The organism is Mumia sp. Pv4-285, assembly GCF_041320275.1.
GTDB lineage: Bacteria > Actinomycetota > Actinomycetes > Propionibacteriales > Nocardioidaceae > Mumia > Mumia qirimensis.
In genome coordinates this window covers 2,031,834-2,047,545 of sequence record NZ_CP162023.1, presented here as the reverse complement: position 1 = coordinate 2,047,545, position 15,712 = coordinate 2,031,834, and the positions used below count along the sequence as shown (strand labels likewise).

Annotated in this window: 17 protein-coding genes; 9 read left to right on the top strand and 8 right to left on the bottom strand. The window is 70.7% G+C overall.

From position 1 onward, the window contains the following. Positions 1-2: 2 nt before the first annotated feature. Positions 3-1,007, bottom strand: coding sequence for a ribosome small subunit-dependent GTPase A (rsgA, locus tag AB3M34_RS09845; protein WP_370619458.1), 1,005 nt, complete (start codon positions 1,005-1,007; stop codon positions 3-5). Positions 1,008-1,100: 93 nt separating this feature from the next. Here rsgA and AB3M34_RS09840 point away from each other — a divergent pair, with 93 nt between their 5' ends. Next, complete coding sequence (locus tag AB3M34_RS09840; RefSeq protein WP_370619457.1) at positions 1,101-2,747, top strand: acyl-CoA dehydrogenase family protein; 1,647 nt, start codon at positions 1,101-1,103, stop codon at positions 2,745-2,747. A 24-nt stretch (positions 2,748-2,771) separates the two neighbouring features. Here AB3M34_RS09840 and AB3M34_RS09835 read toward each other — a convergent pair whose 3' ends face one another. Continuing rightward, positions 2,772-3,206 carry an SRPBCC family protein gene (locus tag AB3M34_RS09835; protein WP_370619455.1) on the bottom strand — a complete coding sequence of 145 codons (435 nt, stop codon included), beginning with the start codon at positions 3,204-3,206 and terminating at the stop codon, positions 2,772-2,774. 391 nt (positions 3,207-3,597) lie between these two features. Between AB3M34_RS09835 and AB3M34_RS09830 the strand changes: the two genes are divergently transcribed. The 4 genes from AB3M34_RS09830 (at position 3,598) to AB3M34_RS09815 (ending at position 6,979) form a co-directional block, all read left to right on the top strand. Continuing rightward, complete coding sequence (locus AB3M34_RS09830) at positions 3,598-5,280, top strand: nitrite/sulfite reductase (RefSeq protein ID WP_370619453.1); 1,683 nt, start codon at positions 3,598-3,600, stop codon at positions 5,278-5,280. Continuing rightward, positions 5,277-5,435, top strand: coding sequence for a hypothetical protein (locus tag AB3M34_RS09825; protein WP_370619451.1), 159 nt, complete (start codon positions 5,277-5,279; stop codon positions 5,433-5,435). Before AB3M34_RS09830 ends, AB3M34_RS09825 begins: the two co-directional genes overlap by 4 nt. Then, the gene (locus AB3M34_RS09820) at positions 5,432-6,157 is read left to right on the top strand and encodes a phosphoadenylyl-sulfate reductase (RefSeq protein ID WP_370619450.1); all 726 of its coding nucleotides are present in this window, start codon (positions 5,432-5,434) and stop codon (positions 6,155-6,157) included. Before AB3M34_RS09825 ends, AB3M34_RS09820 begins: the two co-directional genes overlap by 4 nt. 72 nt (positions 6,158-6,229) lie before the next feature. Then, entirely contained in the window at positions 6,230-6,979 is a 750-nt protein-coding gene (locus AB3M34_RS09815) for a sirohydrochlorin chelatase (protein ID WP_370619449.1), read from the top strand. Between the two features lie 40 nt (positions 6,980-7,019). Here the strand turns inward: AB3M34_RS09815 and AB3M34_RS09810 are convergent, their stop codons facing one another. After that, positions 7,020-7,880, bottom strand: a complete 861-nt coding sequence (locus tag AB3M34_RS09810; RefSeq protein ID WP_370619447.1) for a PPK2 family polyphosphate kinase — start codon at positions 7,878-7,880, stop codon at positions 7,020-7,022. A 97-nt stretch (positions 7,881-7,977) separates the two neighbouring features. On the opposite strand from AB3M34_RS09810, the gene AB3M34_RS09805 reads away from it, so the two are divergent. Together AB3M34_RS09805 and msrB are read left to right on the top strand one after the other, a co-directional pair. Further along, the gene (locus AB3M34_RS09805; RefSeq protein ID WP_370619446.1) at positions 7,978-8,535 is read left to right on the top strand and encodes a hypothetical protein; all 558 of its coding nucleotides are present in this window, start codon (positions 7,978-7,980) and stop codon (positions 8,533-8,535) included. Positions 8,536-8,574: 39 nt separating this feature from the next. Continuing rightward, entirely contained in the window at positions 8,575-8,982 is a 408-nt protein-coding gene (msrB, locus tag AB3M34_RS09800; protein ID WP_370619444.1) for a peptide-methionine (R)-S-oxide reductase MsrB, read from the top strand. 34 nt (positions 8,983-9,016) lie between these two features. On the opposite strand, the gene hemQ is transcribed toward msrB, so the two are convergent. The 3 genes from hemQ to hemE are packed head-to-tail and all read right to left on the bottom strand — an operon-like array spanning position 9,017 to position 12,337. Continuing rightward, complete coding sequence (gene hemQ / locus AB3M34_RS09795; protein WP_370619442.1) at positions 9,017-9,718, bottom strand: hydrogen peroxide-dependent heme synthase; 702 nt, start codon at positions 9,716-9,718, stop codon at positions 9,017-9,019. A gap of 4 nt (positions 9,719-9,722) precedes the next feature. Beyond that, positions 9,723-11,135, bottom strand: a complete 1,413-nt coding sequence (gene hemG / locus AB3M34_RS09790) for a protoporphyrinogen oxidase (protein WP_370619440.1) — start codon at positions 11,133-11,135, stop codon at positions 9,723-9,725. 23 nt (positions 11,136-11,158) lie between these two features. Continuing rightward, positions 11,159-12,337 carry a uroporphyrinogen decarboxylase gene (gene hemE / locus AB3M34_RS09785; RefSeq protein ID WP_370619438.1) on the bottom strand — a complete coding sequence of 393 codons (1,179 nt, stop codon included), beginning with the start codon at positions 12,335-12,337 and terminating at the stop codon, positions 11,159-11,161. 71 nt (positions 12,338-12,408) lie between these two features. Between hemE and AB3M34_RS09780 the strand changes: the two genes are divergently transcribed. Both AB3M34_RS09780 and AB3M34_RS09775 read left to right on the top strand, forming a co-directional pair. Further along, on the top strand, positions 12,409-13,011 hold the full coding sequence (locus tag AB3M34_RS09780; RefSeq protein ID WP_370619436.1) for a DUF3000 domain-containing protein: 603 nt from the start codon (positions 12,409-12,411) through the stop codon (positions 13,009-13,011). Continuing rightward, complete coding sequence (locus AB3M34_RS09775) at positions 13,008-14,270, top strand: ribonuclease D (RefSeq protein WP_370619434.1); 1,263 nt, start codon at positions 13,008-13,010, stop codon at positions 14,268-14,270. Before AB3M34_RS09780 ends, AB3M34_RS09775 begins: the two co-directional genes overlap by 4 nt. Before the next feature lie 6 nt (positions 14,271-14,276). Here the strand turns inward: AB3M34_RS09775 and AB3M34_RS09770 are convergent, their stop codons facing one another. Together AB3M34_RS09770 and AB3M34_RS09765 are read right to left on the bottom strand one after the other, a co-directional pair. Further along, positions 14,277-14,858, bottom strand: coding sequence for a TetR/AcrR family transcriptional regulator (locus tag AB3M34_RS09770; RefSeq protein ID WP_370619433.1), 582 nt, complete (start codon positions 14,856-14,858; stop codon positions 14,277-14,279). After that, entirely contained in the window at positions 14,851-15,621 is a 771-nt protein-coding gene (locus tag AB3M34_RS09765) for a hypothetical protein (protein WP_370619431.1), read from the bottom strand. The genes AB3M34_RS09770 and AB3M34_RS09765 overlap by 8 nt, the downstream gene beginning before the upstream one ends. Positions 15,622-15,712 lie beyond the last annotated feature (91 nt).

The window sequence follows — 15,712 nt, the reverse complement described above, 5'->3', positions numbered from 1 at the left end:
GGTCAGTGGCCGCGTGCGCGGCGGAAGCGTCGCTGCTCCCGCGTCGTACGCCGGACCTGCCGGTTCTGCTCGGCAGCGAGCCGGGAGTCGGTGCGTCGCTCCAACCACAGCGCCTCGCGCTGCAGCGTCCGCCAGCTCTCGTACCGGCGCAGCGTGAGGGACCCGGAGTCGAGCGCCGCACGGACCGCGCAGCCGGGCTCGACCTCGTGCGTGCAGTCGGCGAACCGGCACGACCGCGCGAGCGACTCGACGTCGGCGAAGGCCGAGGCCAGCCCGTCGGAGGCGGTGACCCCGACGCCGCGCAGGCCCGGCGTGTCGATGATCCATCCCCCGCCAGGCAGTGCGACGAGCTCCCGACGGACTGTCGTGTGGCGACCACGCCCGTCCGAGCGGATCGCCGAGGTCGCCACGACCTCGTCCCCGACGATGGCGTTCATCAGCGACGACTTGCCGGCGCCCGACGATCCGACGAGCGCCAGGGTCGCGCCATCGGCAGCAAGCGCCGCGACCTCCGGGATCCCCTCCCCCGTCGTCGCACTGCACACGATCACCGCCGCACCCAGCTGCCCCGTGATGTCGTCGGCCACGTCGGCGGCGTCCGACGCGAGATCCGCCTTGGTGAGCACGACGTGCACCGCCGCTCCACTGGACCATGCAACGACGAGGAGACGCTCGACCTTCTCGAGCGACGGCATCTGGTCGAGCCCCACGACGACGGCGACCACGTCGACGTTCGCAGCGAGCGGCTGGTGGCGCGACGACCCGCCGGGCTCGGCGCGCTCCAGGAGCGTACGACGCGGCAGCACCGCGACGACCGCCACGTCGTCCCCGGTCTGCACCACCGACACCCAGTCACCGACGCAGGGCGCGTCCAGCGGGTCGGACACCGCCACGGCGACCCGGGCGGTCGTCACACCCCCGTCGCCATCGACGACCCGGACGCTCCCCCGGTCACCGCGCACGACACGCCCCGTCCAGGCGGTCGTCGTCTCGCTGCTCGTGCTCACGCGCCGACCGTACGTACGCAGGTCCGTCGGGCGCGACCGAATTTGGCCACGGACCGTGTCCTGGCTCACTGAGCGACCGCTTAACCTGAGGGCATGGACCCGTTGCAGCGCTCTCCCCACAACCAGCCAGCACCGCTGGTCGGCTACGACGCCGTGGAGTCCGACGCCGCGCTCGTCGATGCCGTCCGCGCTCTCGCCGGCGACGACGCCGACGACGTCCTGAAGTCCCTCACGCCCGTCGGGCGGCTCGCCGGCTCCGCCGAGGCGCGCGAGCACGGGATGCTGGCCAACCAGAACGAGCCCGTCCTGCGTCCGGTCGACCGGTACGGCAACCGGGTCGACGAGATCGAGTTCCACCCGTCGTGGCACTGGATGATGGAGAAGGGCACGCAGTTCGGCCTGCACGCGACGCCCTGGATCAGCGAGGAGCCGAAGCCGCACCTGCGCCGCGCCGCCGCGTACATCGCCTGGACCCACAACGAGCCCGGGCACGGGTGCCCGTTGACGATGACGTACGCGGCGGTGCCGGCGCTGCGTGCCGACGACGCCCAGTCGAAGCAGTGGACCCCGCTGCTGGCCTCGACCGAGTACGACTTCGGCCTGCGCAACCCCGCCGAGAAGCGCGGCATCCTCGCCGGCATGGGCATGACGGAGAAGCAGGGCGGCTCCGACGTCCGTACCAACGTGACCACGGCCACGCCGACCGACGTCGACGGCGAGTACGTCCTGCACGGCCACAAGTGGTTCACCAGCGCCCCGATGAACGACCTGTTCCTGGTGCTCGCGCAGGCCCCCGGCGGTGTGACCTGCTTCGTGGTGCCGCGGGTGCTCCCCGACGGCACTCGCAACCCGCTGCAGGTGGTCCGCCTCAAGGAGAAGCTCGGCAACCGCTCCAACGCGTCCAGCGAGCTGGAGTTCGCAGGGACCTGGGCCGTACGCCTCGGTGACGAGGGCCGCGGTGTCCGCACCATCATCGAGATGGTCGCCTCGACGCGGCTCGACTGCGTCCTCGGCTCGTCCGCCCTGATGCGGCGCTCGGTGGCCGAGGCGACCTGGCACGCCTCCCAGCGCAGCGCGTTCGGCGGGCTGCTGTCGGAGAAGCCGGCGATGCAGAACGTCCTCGCTGACCTCGCGGTGGAGTCCGACGCCGCCACCCTGCTCGCGCTGCGGATGGCCTCCAGCGTGGAGCGGCCCGACGACGAGCACGAGAAGGCGCTGCGCCGGATCGCGCTGCCCATCGCGAAGTTCTGGGTCTGCAAGCGCACCCCCTTCCACGTCGCGGAGGCGCTGGAGGTGCTCGGCGGCAACGGCTACGTCGAGGAGTCCGGCATGCCGCTGCTGTTCCGCGAGTCGCCGCTCAACTCGATCTGGGAGGGCAGCGGCAACGTCAACGCGCTCGACGTCCTCCGCGCCCTTCAGCGGGAGCCGGAGGCGCTCGAGGCCTGGCTCAACGAGGTCGGCACGGTCCGCGGGCGGTACGCGAGCCTCGACGCCGCGGTCAACGACGTCCTCAACGAGCTCAGCGACCTCACCGAGCTCGAGTTCCGCGCTCGTCGCATCGCGGGCCGGATGGCCGCCATCCTGCAGGCGTCGCTGCTGATCCGCTACGGAGACGACGCCGTCGCGGACGCGTTCGTGGCCTCGCGCATCGCGGGAGACTGGGCGGGCACGTTCGGGACGCTGCCCCGCGGTGTCGACGCTGCACGGATCGCGGAGCGCGCGACACCGGTCATCGCCTGACGTCGGCGGGCGCAGTCGCGGCCCTCAGAGGTCGGCGAGCGTCGCCTGCATCTGCCGGACCGTCTTGTCCGCGAGCCGCTCCAGCGGGATGCGCAGCACGGCGTCGGGGATCTTGCCGACGAGTCCGTGGAAGCCGAAGTCGGCGGTGTAGCTGACTTGCGTCCCCGCGCCGACCGCCGCGAACGTCATGTGGTCCCTCGTGGTCACGGTGTCGTTCTTGCCGACGACCTCGAAGACCGCGTCGGGCTCGAGCCGGGTGGTCTCGTACGTCAGCTCCACCGACTTCCCGAGGAACCGCGAGACGTTGCGGTAGCGCGTACCGACTCCTCCGTCGCCCGAGACGCGGGTGGTCTCCACCGTCCCTGGGTCCCACTGCTCGGTGCTCGTGAAGTCGCTGAGGTAGGAGAAGACATCGCTCAGGGGCGTGTCGACGGTGAACGTGCGCGAGACTGCGACCATGCGCAAACGCTAGGCCGACCGGACGAACGCGTCCGATCGACGTCCGGACGGGTTTCATTCACCGGTGCTGATTGCGTACCGGGCTTTGTGGCTGCGGTCACACCGACCCCCCCAGATCCCCGGAACGGCGGGATCTGCGAAACGAGCCGTCTCACGATGTGGCGTGATGTCTCACATCGCAAGACTTGCCATTGCCCTCGAGCGCCTGTGCGGCACAGACTTACGACCATGCTCACAGCGCAGACCACACACCTGGCGGCCCGTCGCCACGTGGACTTCGGTCGTATGCGCAGCATGATGTGTCGTTGCGCCTGATCTTGCCTCCCGGCCTCTGAGTGCCGGCACGACCGTCAGCTTCCCTCTTCTCGAGCATTCTTCGACAGGACGCCCCATGACTGCGACCACCGACGCCCCCGTACGCGCTGCGCGCCCCCGACGTAAGAAGGGCGAGGGCCAGTGGGCCCTCGGGTACCGCGAGCCCCTCAACGCCAACGAGCAGTCCAAGAAGGACGACAACCCGCTCAACGTGCGTGCACGGATCGAGAACATCTACGCTCACGGCGGCTTCGACTCGATCGACAAGGCCGACCTCCGGGGCCGCTTCCGCTGGTGGGGTCTCTACACCCAGCGCAAGCCCGGCATCGACGGCGGCAAGACCGCGACGCTGGAGCCGGAGGAGCTCGAGGACTCCTACTTCATGCTTCGTGTCCGCATCGACGGCGGCCAGCTCGACCTCGAGCAGCTGCGGACGGTCGCCGGCATCTCGACGGAGTTCGGACGCGACACGGCCGACCTCACCGACCGCCAGAACGTCCAGTACCACTGGATCCGCGTCGAGGACATGCCGGAGATCTGGGACCGGCTGGAGTCGGTCGGCCTCTCGACGCAGGAGGCCTGCGGCGACTGCCCGCGCGTCATCCTCGGCTCCCCCGTCGCCGGCATCGCCGCCGACGAGATCATCGACGGCACCTGGGCGGTCGACGAGATCGAGCGCCGCTACATCGGTGACCCGGAGCTCTCCAACCTGCCGCGCAAGTTCAAGACGGCCATCAGCGGCCATCCGAGCCACGACACCGTGCCGCAGATCAACGACGTCGCGTTCACGGGCGTCGTCCACCCCGACCACGGACCCGGCTTCGACCTCCTCGTCGGCGGCGGCCTGTCGACCAACCCGATGCTCGCGCAGCGTCTCGGCGCGTGGGTCCCGCTCGAGGAGATCCCCGAGGTCTGGCACGGCATCGTCTCGGTCTTCCGTGACTACGGCTACCGCCGTCTCCGCACCCGCGCACGCATCAAGTTCCTGATCGCCGACTGGGGTCCGGAGAAGTTCCGGGACGTCCTCGAGAACGAGTACCTCAAGCGCAAGCTGGTCGACGGTCCCGAGGCTCCCGCACCGCAGACGCCCGGCGACCACGTCGGCGTCCACCAGCAGAAGGACGGCAACTTCTACGTCGGCGTCGCCCCGAAGGTCGGACGCGTCACCGGCACCGTCCTCTCCCAGCTCGCCGACGTCGTCGAGGCGCACGGCAGCAACCGGGTCCGTACGACCGCGCAGCAGAAGCTCCTCGTCCTCGACGTCGCCCCGGACAAGGTCGACTCGCTGGTCGCGGCGCTCGACGCGATCGGCCTCGAGGCCAACCCGTCGCCGTGGCGCCGCAACACGATGGCCTGCACCGGCATCGAGTTCTGCAAGCTCGCGATCGTCGACACCAAGCAGCGCGCCGACCTGCTGATCGAGGAGATGCAGCAGCGGATCCCCGAGCTCGACGAGCCGATCACGATCAACGTCAACGGCTGCCCCAACTCGTGCGCCCGGATCCAGACCGCCGACATCGGCCTCAAGGGCCAGCTCGTCCTCGACGAGGGACAGCAGGTCGAGGGATTCCAGGTCCACCTCGGTGGCGCGCTCGGCCTCACCCCCGGGTTCGGCCGCAAGCTACGTGCTCACAAGGTCACGGCGGCCGGGCTCCCCGACTACGTCGAGAGCGTCGTCCGCGGCTACCTCGACCAGCGCGCGGACGGCGAGTCGTTCGCGCAGTGGGTCGCCCGTGCCGAGGAAGACGCCCTGCGATGAGCAACCGCGCGGCTCCGTTCCACTGCCCGTACTGCGGCGACGAGGACCTCCGTCCTCACGGCACGCAGCACGGCGCGTGGGAGTGCCGCGCCTGCCTCCGTGCCTTCTCCCTCTCGTTCATCGGACTGATCAAACCTGGAGGTGACAACGCATGACCACGACAGCAGTACGCGACGGCATCCCCGCCCGCTCCGCCGAGGAGCTGGAGGAGCTCGCCAGCATCGCGGGCCCCGAGCTCGAGCTCGCACCGGCCGAGCTCATCGTGGAGTGGGCGGTCCAGCAGTTCGGTGAGCGGTTCTGTGTGACGTCCTCGATGGGCGACGCCGTGCTGGCCGACATCGCCGGCAAGGTCGCGCCCGGGATCGACGTGGTGTTCCTGGACACCGGCTACCACTTCCCGGAGACGATCGGCACGCGCGACGCGGTCGAGGCGACGCTGCCCGTCAACCTCCTCACGATCACCCCCGTCCAGAGCGTCGCCGAGCAGGATGCCACGCACGGCAAGGACCTGTTCCGTACGAACCCCGACCTCTGCTGCGCGCTCCGCAAGGTGAAGCCGCTGCAGGACGCCCTCGCCGGCTACGACGCGTGGGCGACCGGGCTCCGCCGCGACGAGACGCACAGCCGCGTCATCGCGCCCGTGGTGGGCTGGGACGACAGCAAGCGCAAGGTCAAGGTCTCGCCGCTGGCCCGCTGGACCGCTGACGACGTCGACCGCTACATCGCCGAGAACGGCGTCCTGGTCAACCCCCTCCAGTACGACGGATACCCGTCGATCGGCTGCTGGCCCTGCACGCAGCGCGTCGCACCGGGCGAGGACGCCCGCAGCGGCCGCTGGGCCGGCACCGCCAAGAACGAGTGCGGCATCCACCTCTAGACAACCCCACCGCTGGTCGAGGCGCGAAGCGATCGAGACCACCCGACACCCTCCCGGAAGGAGGAATGCACCATGACCGCCCCGGCACTCATCACGCTCGCTCACGGAAGCCGTGATCCTCGCTCGGCCGCAACCATCGCATCACTGACGGAGTTGGTCCGGTGCATGCGTCCGGACCTGCGCGTCGAGGAGTCCTTCCTCGAGCTCGCCGACCCGTCGCCGCTGACGGTCGCAGACCGGCTCGTGGCCGAGGGCTTCGACGAGATCGTCGTCGTGCCGCTGCTGCTCACGCAGGCGTACCACGCGAACGTCGACGTGCCGCAGGTCCTCGAGGCGATCCGCCAGCGCCACCCGCACGTCCGCGTCATCGCGACCGACGTGCTCGGCGTCCACAAGAGCTTCCTCGGCGTGCTCGACCTGCGCCTGCGGGCCGCGCTGCGCGAAGCGCGCGCCACCGAGCTCGACGCGCTCGTCCTGGCGTCCGCCGGGTCGTCCGACACGCTGGCGAACGCCCATGTCGCGCGTGTCGCCCGCGCGTGGGGCGCGCGCCACAAGCTGCCGGTGCTCGCCGCGTTCGCGTCGGCGGCTCCGCCGGCGACCGGCGAGGCGGTGCGGCAGCTGCGCAACGACGGCAAGCGTCACATCGCCGTCGGGTCGCTGTTCCTCGCACCGGGATTCCTCCCTGACCGGGCTGGCGAGCTCGCGCTCGAGGCCGGAGCCGTCGCGGTCTCCGACCCGCTCGGCGCATCACCCGAGCTGGCTCACGTGATCCTCGCCCGCTACGCGGTCGGTGCGGTCGACCTGGTTCCCATCCCGGCCTGACCTGATCCGGCCTGAGGTGATCCGCAGTCTGGCCTGAGCGTCAGTGGCCGACGTCCGCCGTGGCGTCGAGCCGCTGGCGCTCGACCTCGACGTCGAAGTCCGCCTTCGGCCACTCCGGCGCGACGTCGCCGAGGTGCTCGGCGAGCAGCTGCGCGACGGCCCAGTTGCGGTACCACTTGCGTCCGCTCGGGACGACGTACCAGGGTGCGGCGTCGGTGGCGCACAGCTCGAGGACCGTCTCGTACGCCTCCTGGTAGCGGGGCCACAGCAGCCTCTCGTCGACGTCGGCGGCGTTGTACTTCCAGTGCTTCGTCGGGTCGTCGAGCCGGGCGCGCAGCCGTTCGAGCTGGTCGTCCGGCGAGATGTGGAGGAAGCACTTGATGATCGTGCAGCCGGAGTCCACCAGGCTCTGCTCGAACGCGTTGATCGCGTCGTAGCGCCGCTCGATCTCGGCGGGATCGGCCAGCTCCCGCACGCGACCGATGAGGACGTCCTCGTAGTGCGAGCGGTCGAAGATCCCGACCTCGCCCGCCTGGGGCAGCGCGCGCTCGACCCGCCAGAGGAAGTCGTGCGCGAGCTCGTCGGCCGTCGGCGCCTTGAAGGACGTGACGGTGACGCCTTGCGGGTCCAGCAGGCCGACAGCGTTCCGGACGGTGCCGCCCTTGCCGGACGTGTCCATCCCCTGCAGCACCACGAGGACCCGGCGGTCGGACGTCCCGGCGACCGCGCCGGCGTACAGCCGTTCCTGGTTGTCGGACAGCGGGCCGGCCAGCGACTCGAGGGCCTTCGGCTGGTCGCGCTTCGTCCCCCCGAAGCCGGGAGTCGAGCGCGAGTCGTACGCGGAGAGGTCCACCTTCCCGCGGCCGATCCGGAGCGCGTCGGTCAACCTCGTCGTCGTCATGCGACGCAGTATGCCGCGTGCTCCGACGGGGGGCAGCGGGCGGTAGTCTGAGGCCAGAGGACGCGAGTCGGCGACCTCGTCACGAAAGGCAGCAGCGATGACTGAGCCCACCCCCGACACGCGCACCCCGTACGACGTGGCTGTGCTGTTCGAGCAGGAGCTCTCCGCGCTCGATGCGCAACAGCTCGTCGCCCTGCACGACGGCCTCGACGATCCGGTCGTCTACCACCTCCTGCTCCCCGTCGAGGACGCGGCGGCAACGATGGCGACGTCCCTCGGCGTGCTCGGTGGCGCCGACCTCGCGATGCCGGACGCGCGCTCGATCAGCGAGATCGACCAGGCCGTCACCGAGGAGGGCGACGCGAGCCTCCGCCGCTCGGTGGAGCTCGTGGTCGCCGCCGGCAGGGCCGACACGACCGCCCGCGGCACGATCACCCGCGACGATCCGGTGAACGCCCTGGCCGAGCTCGTCACGTCGGTCGGCGCCGAGGAGGCGATCATCCTCACGACGTCGCACGTGTTCTCGTCGTTCTTCCACGTCGACTGGGCCTCGCGGGCGGAGCGCAAGCTCGACGTGCCGACGTTGCACCTCATCGAGCACGAGTCGTTCGACGCGCAGTCCTCCGGCGCCGGCGAGGGCGCGTCCCTCATCTGACCGCGAGTCACCGCGTGTGTCTGTCCGTACGATGGAGACATGGCGTACGACGTGCAGAAGACCGATGACGAGTGGCGTGTCGAGCTCACGCCCCAGGAGTTCCACGTGCTTCGCGAGGCGGGCACCGAGCGCGCTTTCAGCAGCCCTTACGAGACCGACGAGACACCCGGCGTGTACGAGTGCCGGGCCTGCGGTGCCGAGCTGTTCCGCAGCGACACCAAGTTCGACGCGCACTGCGGCTGGCCGGCATTCTTCTCGCCGCTGGCAGGCGACCGCGTCGAGCTGATCGAGGACAACACGCTGGGGATGCGGCGCGTCGAGGTGCGCTGCGCCCGTTGCGGGTCCCACCTCGGGCACGTCTTCGAGGGCGAGGGCTTCCCGACCCCGACGGACCAGCGCTACTGCATCAACGGAGTGAGTCTGCGCCTCGTCCCCGACGCCTCCTGACTCGCGAACCGCCGGCGGTGACTCGCGAACGGGGTCAGGGCAGGGTGTCGACGATCTCTGCGACGGTACGCAGGCGCCCGGTGTAGAACGGGATCTCCTCGCGCACGTGCAGGCGAGCCTTCGACGCCCGCAGGTCGCGCATGAGGTCGACGATGCGGTGCAGCTCGTCGGCCTCGAAGGCGAGCAGCCACTCGTAGTCGCCGAGCGCGAACGCCGACACCGTGTTGGCGCGCACGTCCTCGTACCCAGCGGCGAGCATCCCGTGCTCGCGCAGCATCTCGCGGCGGTCCGCGTCCGGCAGCACGTACCAGTCGTACGAGCGGACGAACGGGTAGACGCACAGGTACGCCTTGCCGCCCGGCTCGGAGAGGAACGCCGGGGTGTGCGACCGGTTGAACTCCGCCGGGCGGTGCAGCCCCATCTGGGACCAGACCGGCGCGAGCCGCTCGCCCAGCGCCGTACGACGGAAGGCGTGGTAGGCGTCCTGCAGCGCATCAGCGGTCGCGGCGTGCCACCAGATCATGATGTCGGCGTCCGCGCGCAGCGCCGACACGTCGTACAGACCCCGCACGACCAGGTCCGAGTCCGCCAGCTCGGCGAACAGCTCCTCGACCTCGGCGATGACCTTCGTCCGGTCCGCCACGTCGCCGAAGGCGGTCTCGAGCCGGAACACCGACCAGGCCGTGTAGCGGATCGTGGCGTTCAGGGCCTCGTGGTCAACCTCGTGCGTGGTCATGTGCTCATTCTGCCTCTCGCTGATCGGCGCTCTCGAGGTGGTCCGCGATGGTCTGGGCCGCAGCCCGACCCGATGCGATGACCGCAGGGATACCCACTCCGCCGTACGCGGCGCCGCAGACGGCGAGCCCGGGCGCACCCGCCATGGCCTCGCCGATCTGCTCGACGCGACGGAGATGACCGACCGTGTACTGCGGCAACCCCCCACCCCAGCGCTGGACGTGCGCGTCGGCGAGCGGTCCGTGCAGGCCGATCGCGTCGCGCAGGTCGGCGACCGCGGTGGCGACGAGCTCGGCGTCGTCGCGCTGGAGGACGTGCTCCTCCCCCGCGCGACCCAGTGACGCCCGCATGATCACGAGGTCGCCGGCGCGCTCGCCGAGCCATCCCCACTTCGTCGACGAGAACGTGGCGGCCTTGATCGCACGGCCTTCGACCGGGGGGACGAGGAACCCGGATCCGCCGGTCCCCGACGCGACCTGGTCGCGTCGGACCGCCAGGGTGACGATCGCCATCGACGCGTAGTCGATCTCCCTCAGGAGCCGCGCTGCGACCGGGACGGCTGGCGCCAGAAGTCGCGCGGTGGGTGCAGCCGGGGTGGCGAGGACGACCGCGTCCGCCTCGAGCCGCTCAGCGGCGTTCGCGGGCCCGACGACGAGGCTCCACCGACCCTCGGGCAGCGGGGCGATCTCGCGGACCGTCGACAACGTCCGGACGACGATGCTCGGGTGGTCGACGACCGCGCGCGGCAGCTGCCACAGTCCGCCGTCGAGCCCCGCGAACACAGGCGGAAGGTCGCGTGGCGCTGAGGCCGACTGCTCTGCAGCGGCGTGGGCGATCCTGCTCCCGCGCCGGTGAAGTGCCCAGATCGCAGGAGCAGCGGCCTGCACCGAGAGCTCTGCGGCGTGCCCCGCGTAGACCCCGCCGAGGAGCGGCTCGACCAGGACGTCCACGACCTCGCGTCCGAGGCGCCGCCCCACGTACGAGGCGACCGACACGTCGTCGGAGGGCGTCGGCACCGGCAGGTCGGTCCGCGCCCGCACGAAGCCCGTACGACTCAGCACACGGCTCTCGGCGAGCGCCGACATGCTGCTGGGCACACCCATCACCGACGGTGGCAGCGACCGGAGGGCGCCGCGCGTCCAGAGTGCAGCGGTGACCGGCTCCGGATGGACGAGGCGCTCCCCCAGCCCGACGTCGGTCGCGAGCGCGACCGCCTCGGGCCTTCGGTTGAGCATCGACTCGGCGCCGACGTCGACCACGACGCCGCCGACCTCGGTGCCGGCGAGCTTGCCGCCCACGTGGTCGGTGGACTCGTACACGGTCACGACCGCATCGGGCAGCCGGGCGACCAGCTCTCGTGCTGCGGTGGCACCGGCCAGACCTCCGCCGACGACCGCGACGTGTACGGAAGAGCTCATCCGACGTCCCTCATCCGGTGTCCTCAGCGAACCTCGTACGCGTGGACGTGGTCGACCAGGCGCTTCAGCGCGTCGGGGTCGGTCGCGGGGAGGACTCCGTGACCGAGGTTGAAGACATGGCCCCGTGCCTTGCGTCCCGCCTTCATCACGGCGTCGGCCTTCGCCTTCATGATGTCGTCCGGCGCGAAGAGAGCCGTCGGGTCGAGGTTGCCCTGGACGGCCCGCTTGGCGCCGACCCGCTTGATCCCGTCCGCGAGATCGACGCGCCAGTCGACGCCGACCACGTCGGCCCCGGCGTCGGCCATCTCCCCGAGCAGCTCGCCCGTACCGACACCGAAGTGGATCCGAGGCACGTCTAGGTCGGCGACGGCGTCGAGCACCGTCTTGGCGTAGGGCTTGACGTAGCGGACGTAGTCGTCGCGCGACAGCGAGCCGGCCCACGAGTCGAACAGCTGGACCGCCTGGGCGCCGGCCTCGACCTGCACCCGGAGGAAGGCGGCAGCGATCTTCGCGAGCCTGCCCAGGAGCGCGTCCCACGTGTCGGGGTCGCGGTACATCAGCTCCTTGGTGAGCCGGTGGTCGCGTGAGGGGCCGCCCTCGATGAGGTAGGACGCGAGCGTGAACGGTGCACCGGAGAAGCCGATGAGCGGGGTGTCGCCGAGCTCGCCGACCAGTCCTCGCACGGCCTCGGAGACGTACGAGACGTCGCCTGGCTCGAGGTCACGGAGCTGCTTCTCCACGTCCTTGACCGAGCGGATCGGGTGCTCGACGACAGGCCCCGTGCCGGGAACGATGTCGAGGTCGACCCCGATCGCCTTCAGCGGGACCACGATGTCGGAGTAGAAGATCGCCGCATCGACGCCGTACCGGCGGACCGGCTGCATCGTGATCTCCACGACCATCTCGGGGCGTGTGCACGACTCGAGCATCGGGACGCCCTCGCGGACCTTCCGGTACTCCGGGAGCGAACGCCCCGCCTGGCGCATGAACCAGACTGGGACGTGGCTCGGCTTCTCGCCGCGGCAGGCCGCGAGGAAAGCACTGGTGGACTTGGCCTCGGGCGCTGCCGCTGCGCCGGACTTCGGCTTCTTCGCCTCACCGGCCTTCGGCTTCTTCGCCTCACCGGCCTTCGGCTTCTCGACCGAGGCGGCCTTCGCGGGTGTCGGCTCAGCGGACCTGTCGTCCTTCTGCGGGGCAGTCACACGACGATCCTCGCAGGTCGCACGGCGCGTCGCTGCCCCAGGTCTGAGGCGGCGCGATCTAGGGTGGGGGTATGGCAGCACGGAGCGAGCTCGACGGTCAGCCGTCCGAGTTCATCGATGCTGTCGCCGCACTGCGCGACGCCGAGCTACGACCAGAGGTGGTGTGCGAGGAGCTTCCGGCTCCCCGACGGATCGCCCCGTACTCGTACGCGCAGAGCGGCGACGTCCACGCTGGCGGCGACGAGATCGGCACCGGTCGCCTCGTCCTGCTCCACGACCCGGGCGGCAACGACGCCTGGCAGGGGACGTTCCGCCTGGTGACGTTCACCCGGGCGGACGTCGACGCCGACATGGCCGCCGACCCCGTCCTTCCCGAGGTCGGGTGGAGCTGGCTGGTCGAGGCGCTCTACGCCAAGAACGCCGCGTACGTCGCCCCCAGCGGCAGCGTGACGACGGTCCGCACCGAGGGGTTCGGCGGCATGGAGGAGGACGGCTCCCGTGCGCAGCTGGAGATCCGCGCCTCGTGGACCCCGTTGTTCGGCTCGGGCGACGACCTCGCGCGCCACGCCTCCGCCTGGAGCGAGCTGCTGTGCAACGTCGCCGGGCTGCCTCCGCTCGCTCCCGGCGTCCTGACCCTCCCCCGACGTGGCCGTGAGGGGCGGCCGCGGCGGTGACGGACACCATCGAGCCGCCGGCCGAAGATCCGGCGGAGGAGCCGTCCGAGGTTCCCGAGCCGGTCGTGCTGCCGCCGCTCGAGCTGCGCGATCCGCTTCCGAGTGTCGTCGACGACCCTGCCACGCTCGCCGCGGTCCTCGAGTCGCTCCAGGCAGGCACGGGCCCGGTCGCCATCGACGCCGAGCGAGCGTCCGGATACCGCTACTCACAGCGTGCCTACCTCATCCAGCTGCGCCGCGAAGGGGCCGGCACCGCGCTGATCGACCCCGTCGCGTTCGACGACCTGGGTGCACTCAACGAAGTCCTCGCGTCGACCGAGTGGATCCTCCACGCGGCCACGCAGGACCTGCCGTCCCTCGCCGAGGTGGGGCTGCGCCCGCGCACGCTCTTCGACACCGAGCTGGCAGGACGCCTCCTCAACCTCCCCCGAGTCGGCCTCGCCGCGCTCGTCCAGGAGGTCTTCGGCATGAGCCTCGCCAAGGAGCACTCGGCCGCCGACTGGTCCACCAGGCCGCTGCCGGAGCCGTGGCTGCTGTACGCCGCGCTGGACGTGGAGCCCCTCGTCGGGCTCCGCGACGAGCTGGAGCGTCGCCTCGACGCGGCCGGCAAGCTCGAGTGGGCGCAGGAGGAGTTCTCCGCACTGCTCTCGTTCACCGGCCCCGCCGCACGATCCGAGCCTTGGCGGCGTACGTCCGGCATCCACAAGGTCCGCGGCGCACGCCGCCTTGCCACCGTGCGCTCGCTGTGGGAGGCCCGCGACGTGATCGCCCGCGAGCGGGACGTCACCCCCGGCAGGGTGCTCAACGACGCGGTGATCGTCGCGATCGCCCGGGCGAACCCCGCCAGCCGCCAGGAGCTGCGCGACCTCGACGTGATGCGCAGCCGCGGTGCCCGCCGCTACCTCGACACCTGGGACGCCGCGGTGAGCCAAGCCCGTGAGGTCGCGGAGCGCGATCTGCCGTCCGCCGCCGCGAGCGACGCCGACGGGCCACCGCCACCTCGTTCGTGGCCCGACCGCAATCCCGAGGCCGCAGCGCGCCTCACGGCGTACCGGACGGCGCTCACCGCGATCGCGGAGCGCCACGACCTCCCGTCCGAGAACCTCCTCACGCCGGAGACGGTGCGACGGCTGGCGTGGGACGACCCTGCCGGCGGCGACCAGGACGCGGTCGCGGAGTTCCTCACGGCTCGCGGCGCACGGCCGTGGCAGGTCGCGCTGACGGCGAGCGCTCTCGCCACCGCGCGCAGGAGCCTCTGAGTCGCGCTACAGCGCGATCATCCGCCAGCAGCCGTCCCTCGCCGCGGCGAGATCGTCATCGGTGAGGACGAGGTATCCCTGGCGCTCGGCCTTGAACAGGTTGACGAAGGCGCCCCAGATCATCGCCATGACGACCTCGTGGCGGAGGTCGTCACGCAGCGAACCGGACCGCTGAAGCCGCGAGACACCCGCCCCCATCGGCTCGAGGAGCTCCCGCTCGACCCGCCGGCTCTCATCGTCGAGGTACGAGAGGTGGTCCTGCAGCTCCAGGAACCGATAGGCCGCAGGGTCTTCGCGGACGAAGGCGACGAGCGCCGCCCAGAACTGCGCGAACTGCTGCTGCGGCGGGTCGCTCGGCCGTCGGAACGCCGCGTCCAGTCGCGCGCCGAGTGCCCTCTTGTGCTCGCGGAACAGCTCGTTGACCAGCACGTCCTTGCTCGCGAAGTAACGGTAGATCGTCCCCGTCCCGACCGACGCACGCGCCGCGATCTCGGGTACGGCGACGCCGCGGACGCCGCGCTCCGCGAACACCTCGAGCGCGGCGGCGAGGATGGCGTCTCGCTTCGGGGACGGGGCGCGATCAGGCACGGAACGACTGGTGGGGTTGGAAGATGCAGATGTTGGTGTCGCCCATCGCGTTGCTGTCGGTGATCTCGGTGAAGTACACGTACGGAGTATCCCGCGTCAGCGGGTTGGTGACGGTGACATGGTCTCGGTTGCGTCCTGCCGTCGGGTCGGTCCGCCGCTCGAGGAAGATGTTGTCCCACCAGTGCAGGTTCTGCGTGTCGAACTCGAGACCGTTGGTGCCCTCGCTCAACCGGAGGATGTAGTAGGCATCCCGGCCGACGAGCTCCTCCAGCGAGGTCCACCTGATGGTGACGGACTCTCGCGACGCGTCGGCGGGGAGCACGTCGCCCTGACCGGGGGTGAACGAGTCGTAGATCGCTCGACGGCTCGCCGTGTACGCGTCGACGAGCGCCTCGGTCGGCCCGTCCTTCTGGACTCGCGACATCGTGGACGTCGAACCGTCGTGCCCCACGACCTCGACCGTGTACTCGCCGGGCTCCATGAAGCCCGTGGCCAGGTTGAGCATGTACCAGTGGGCACCGGTGGTGCGGTCGTAGATGTGGCCGTTCTTGTTCGCCGCCGTGAACGGCTGGTTCGCGATCTCGACCTCGTAGCCACCGGGACCGCGTGCGGTGATCGACTTGATCAGCTCAGGCGCGGGGGCGCCACCGGTCGGGTAGAGCGCGACCAAGAACTTGTGCTGCTGCTTGTCCGTGCCGGGCGTCCCGAAGTCCCAGTACACGTTGCACGCCATGAGGTCGAAGATCTGGAGGTTGTCGGCCACGGTTCGCTCCTGCGTCGTCCGGAATGAATGTTCATTCCGGACCTTAGCCAGTGTCCTGCGCCACAGGCAAGAGGTGCGCGTACCCACCGCA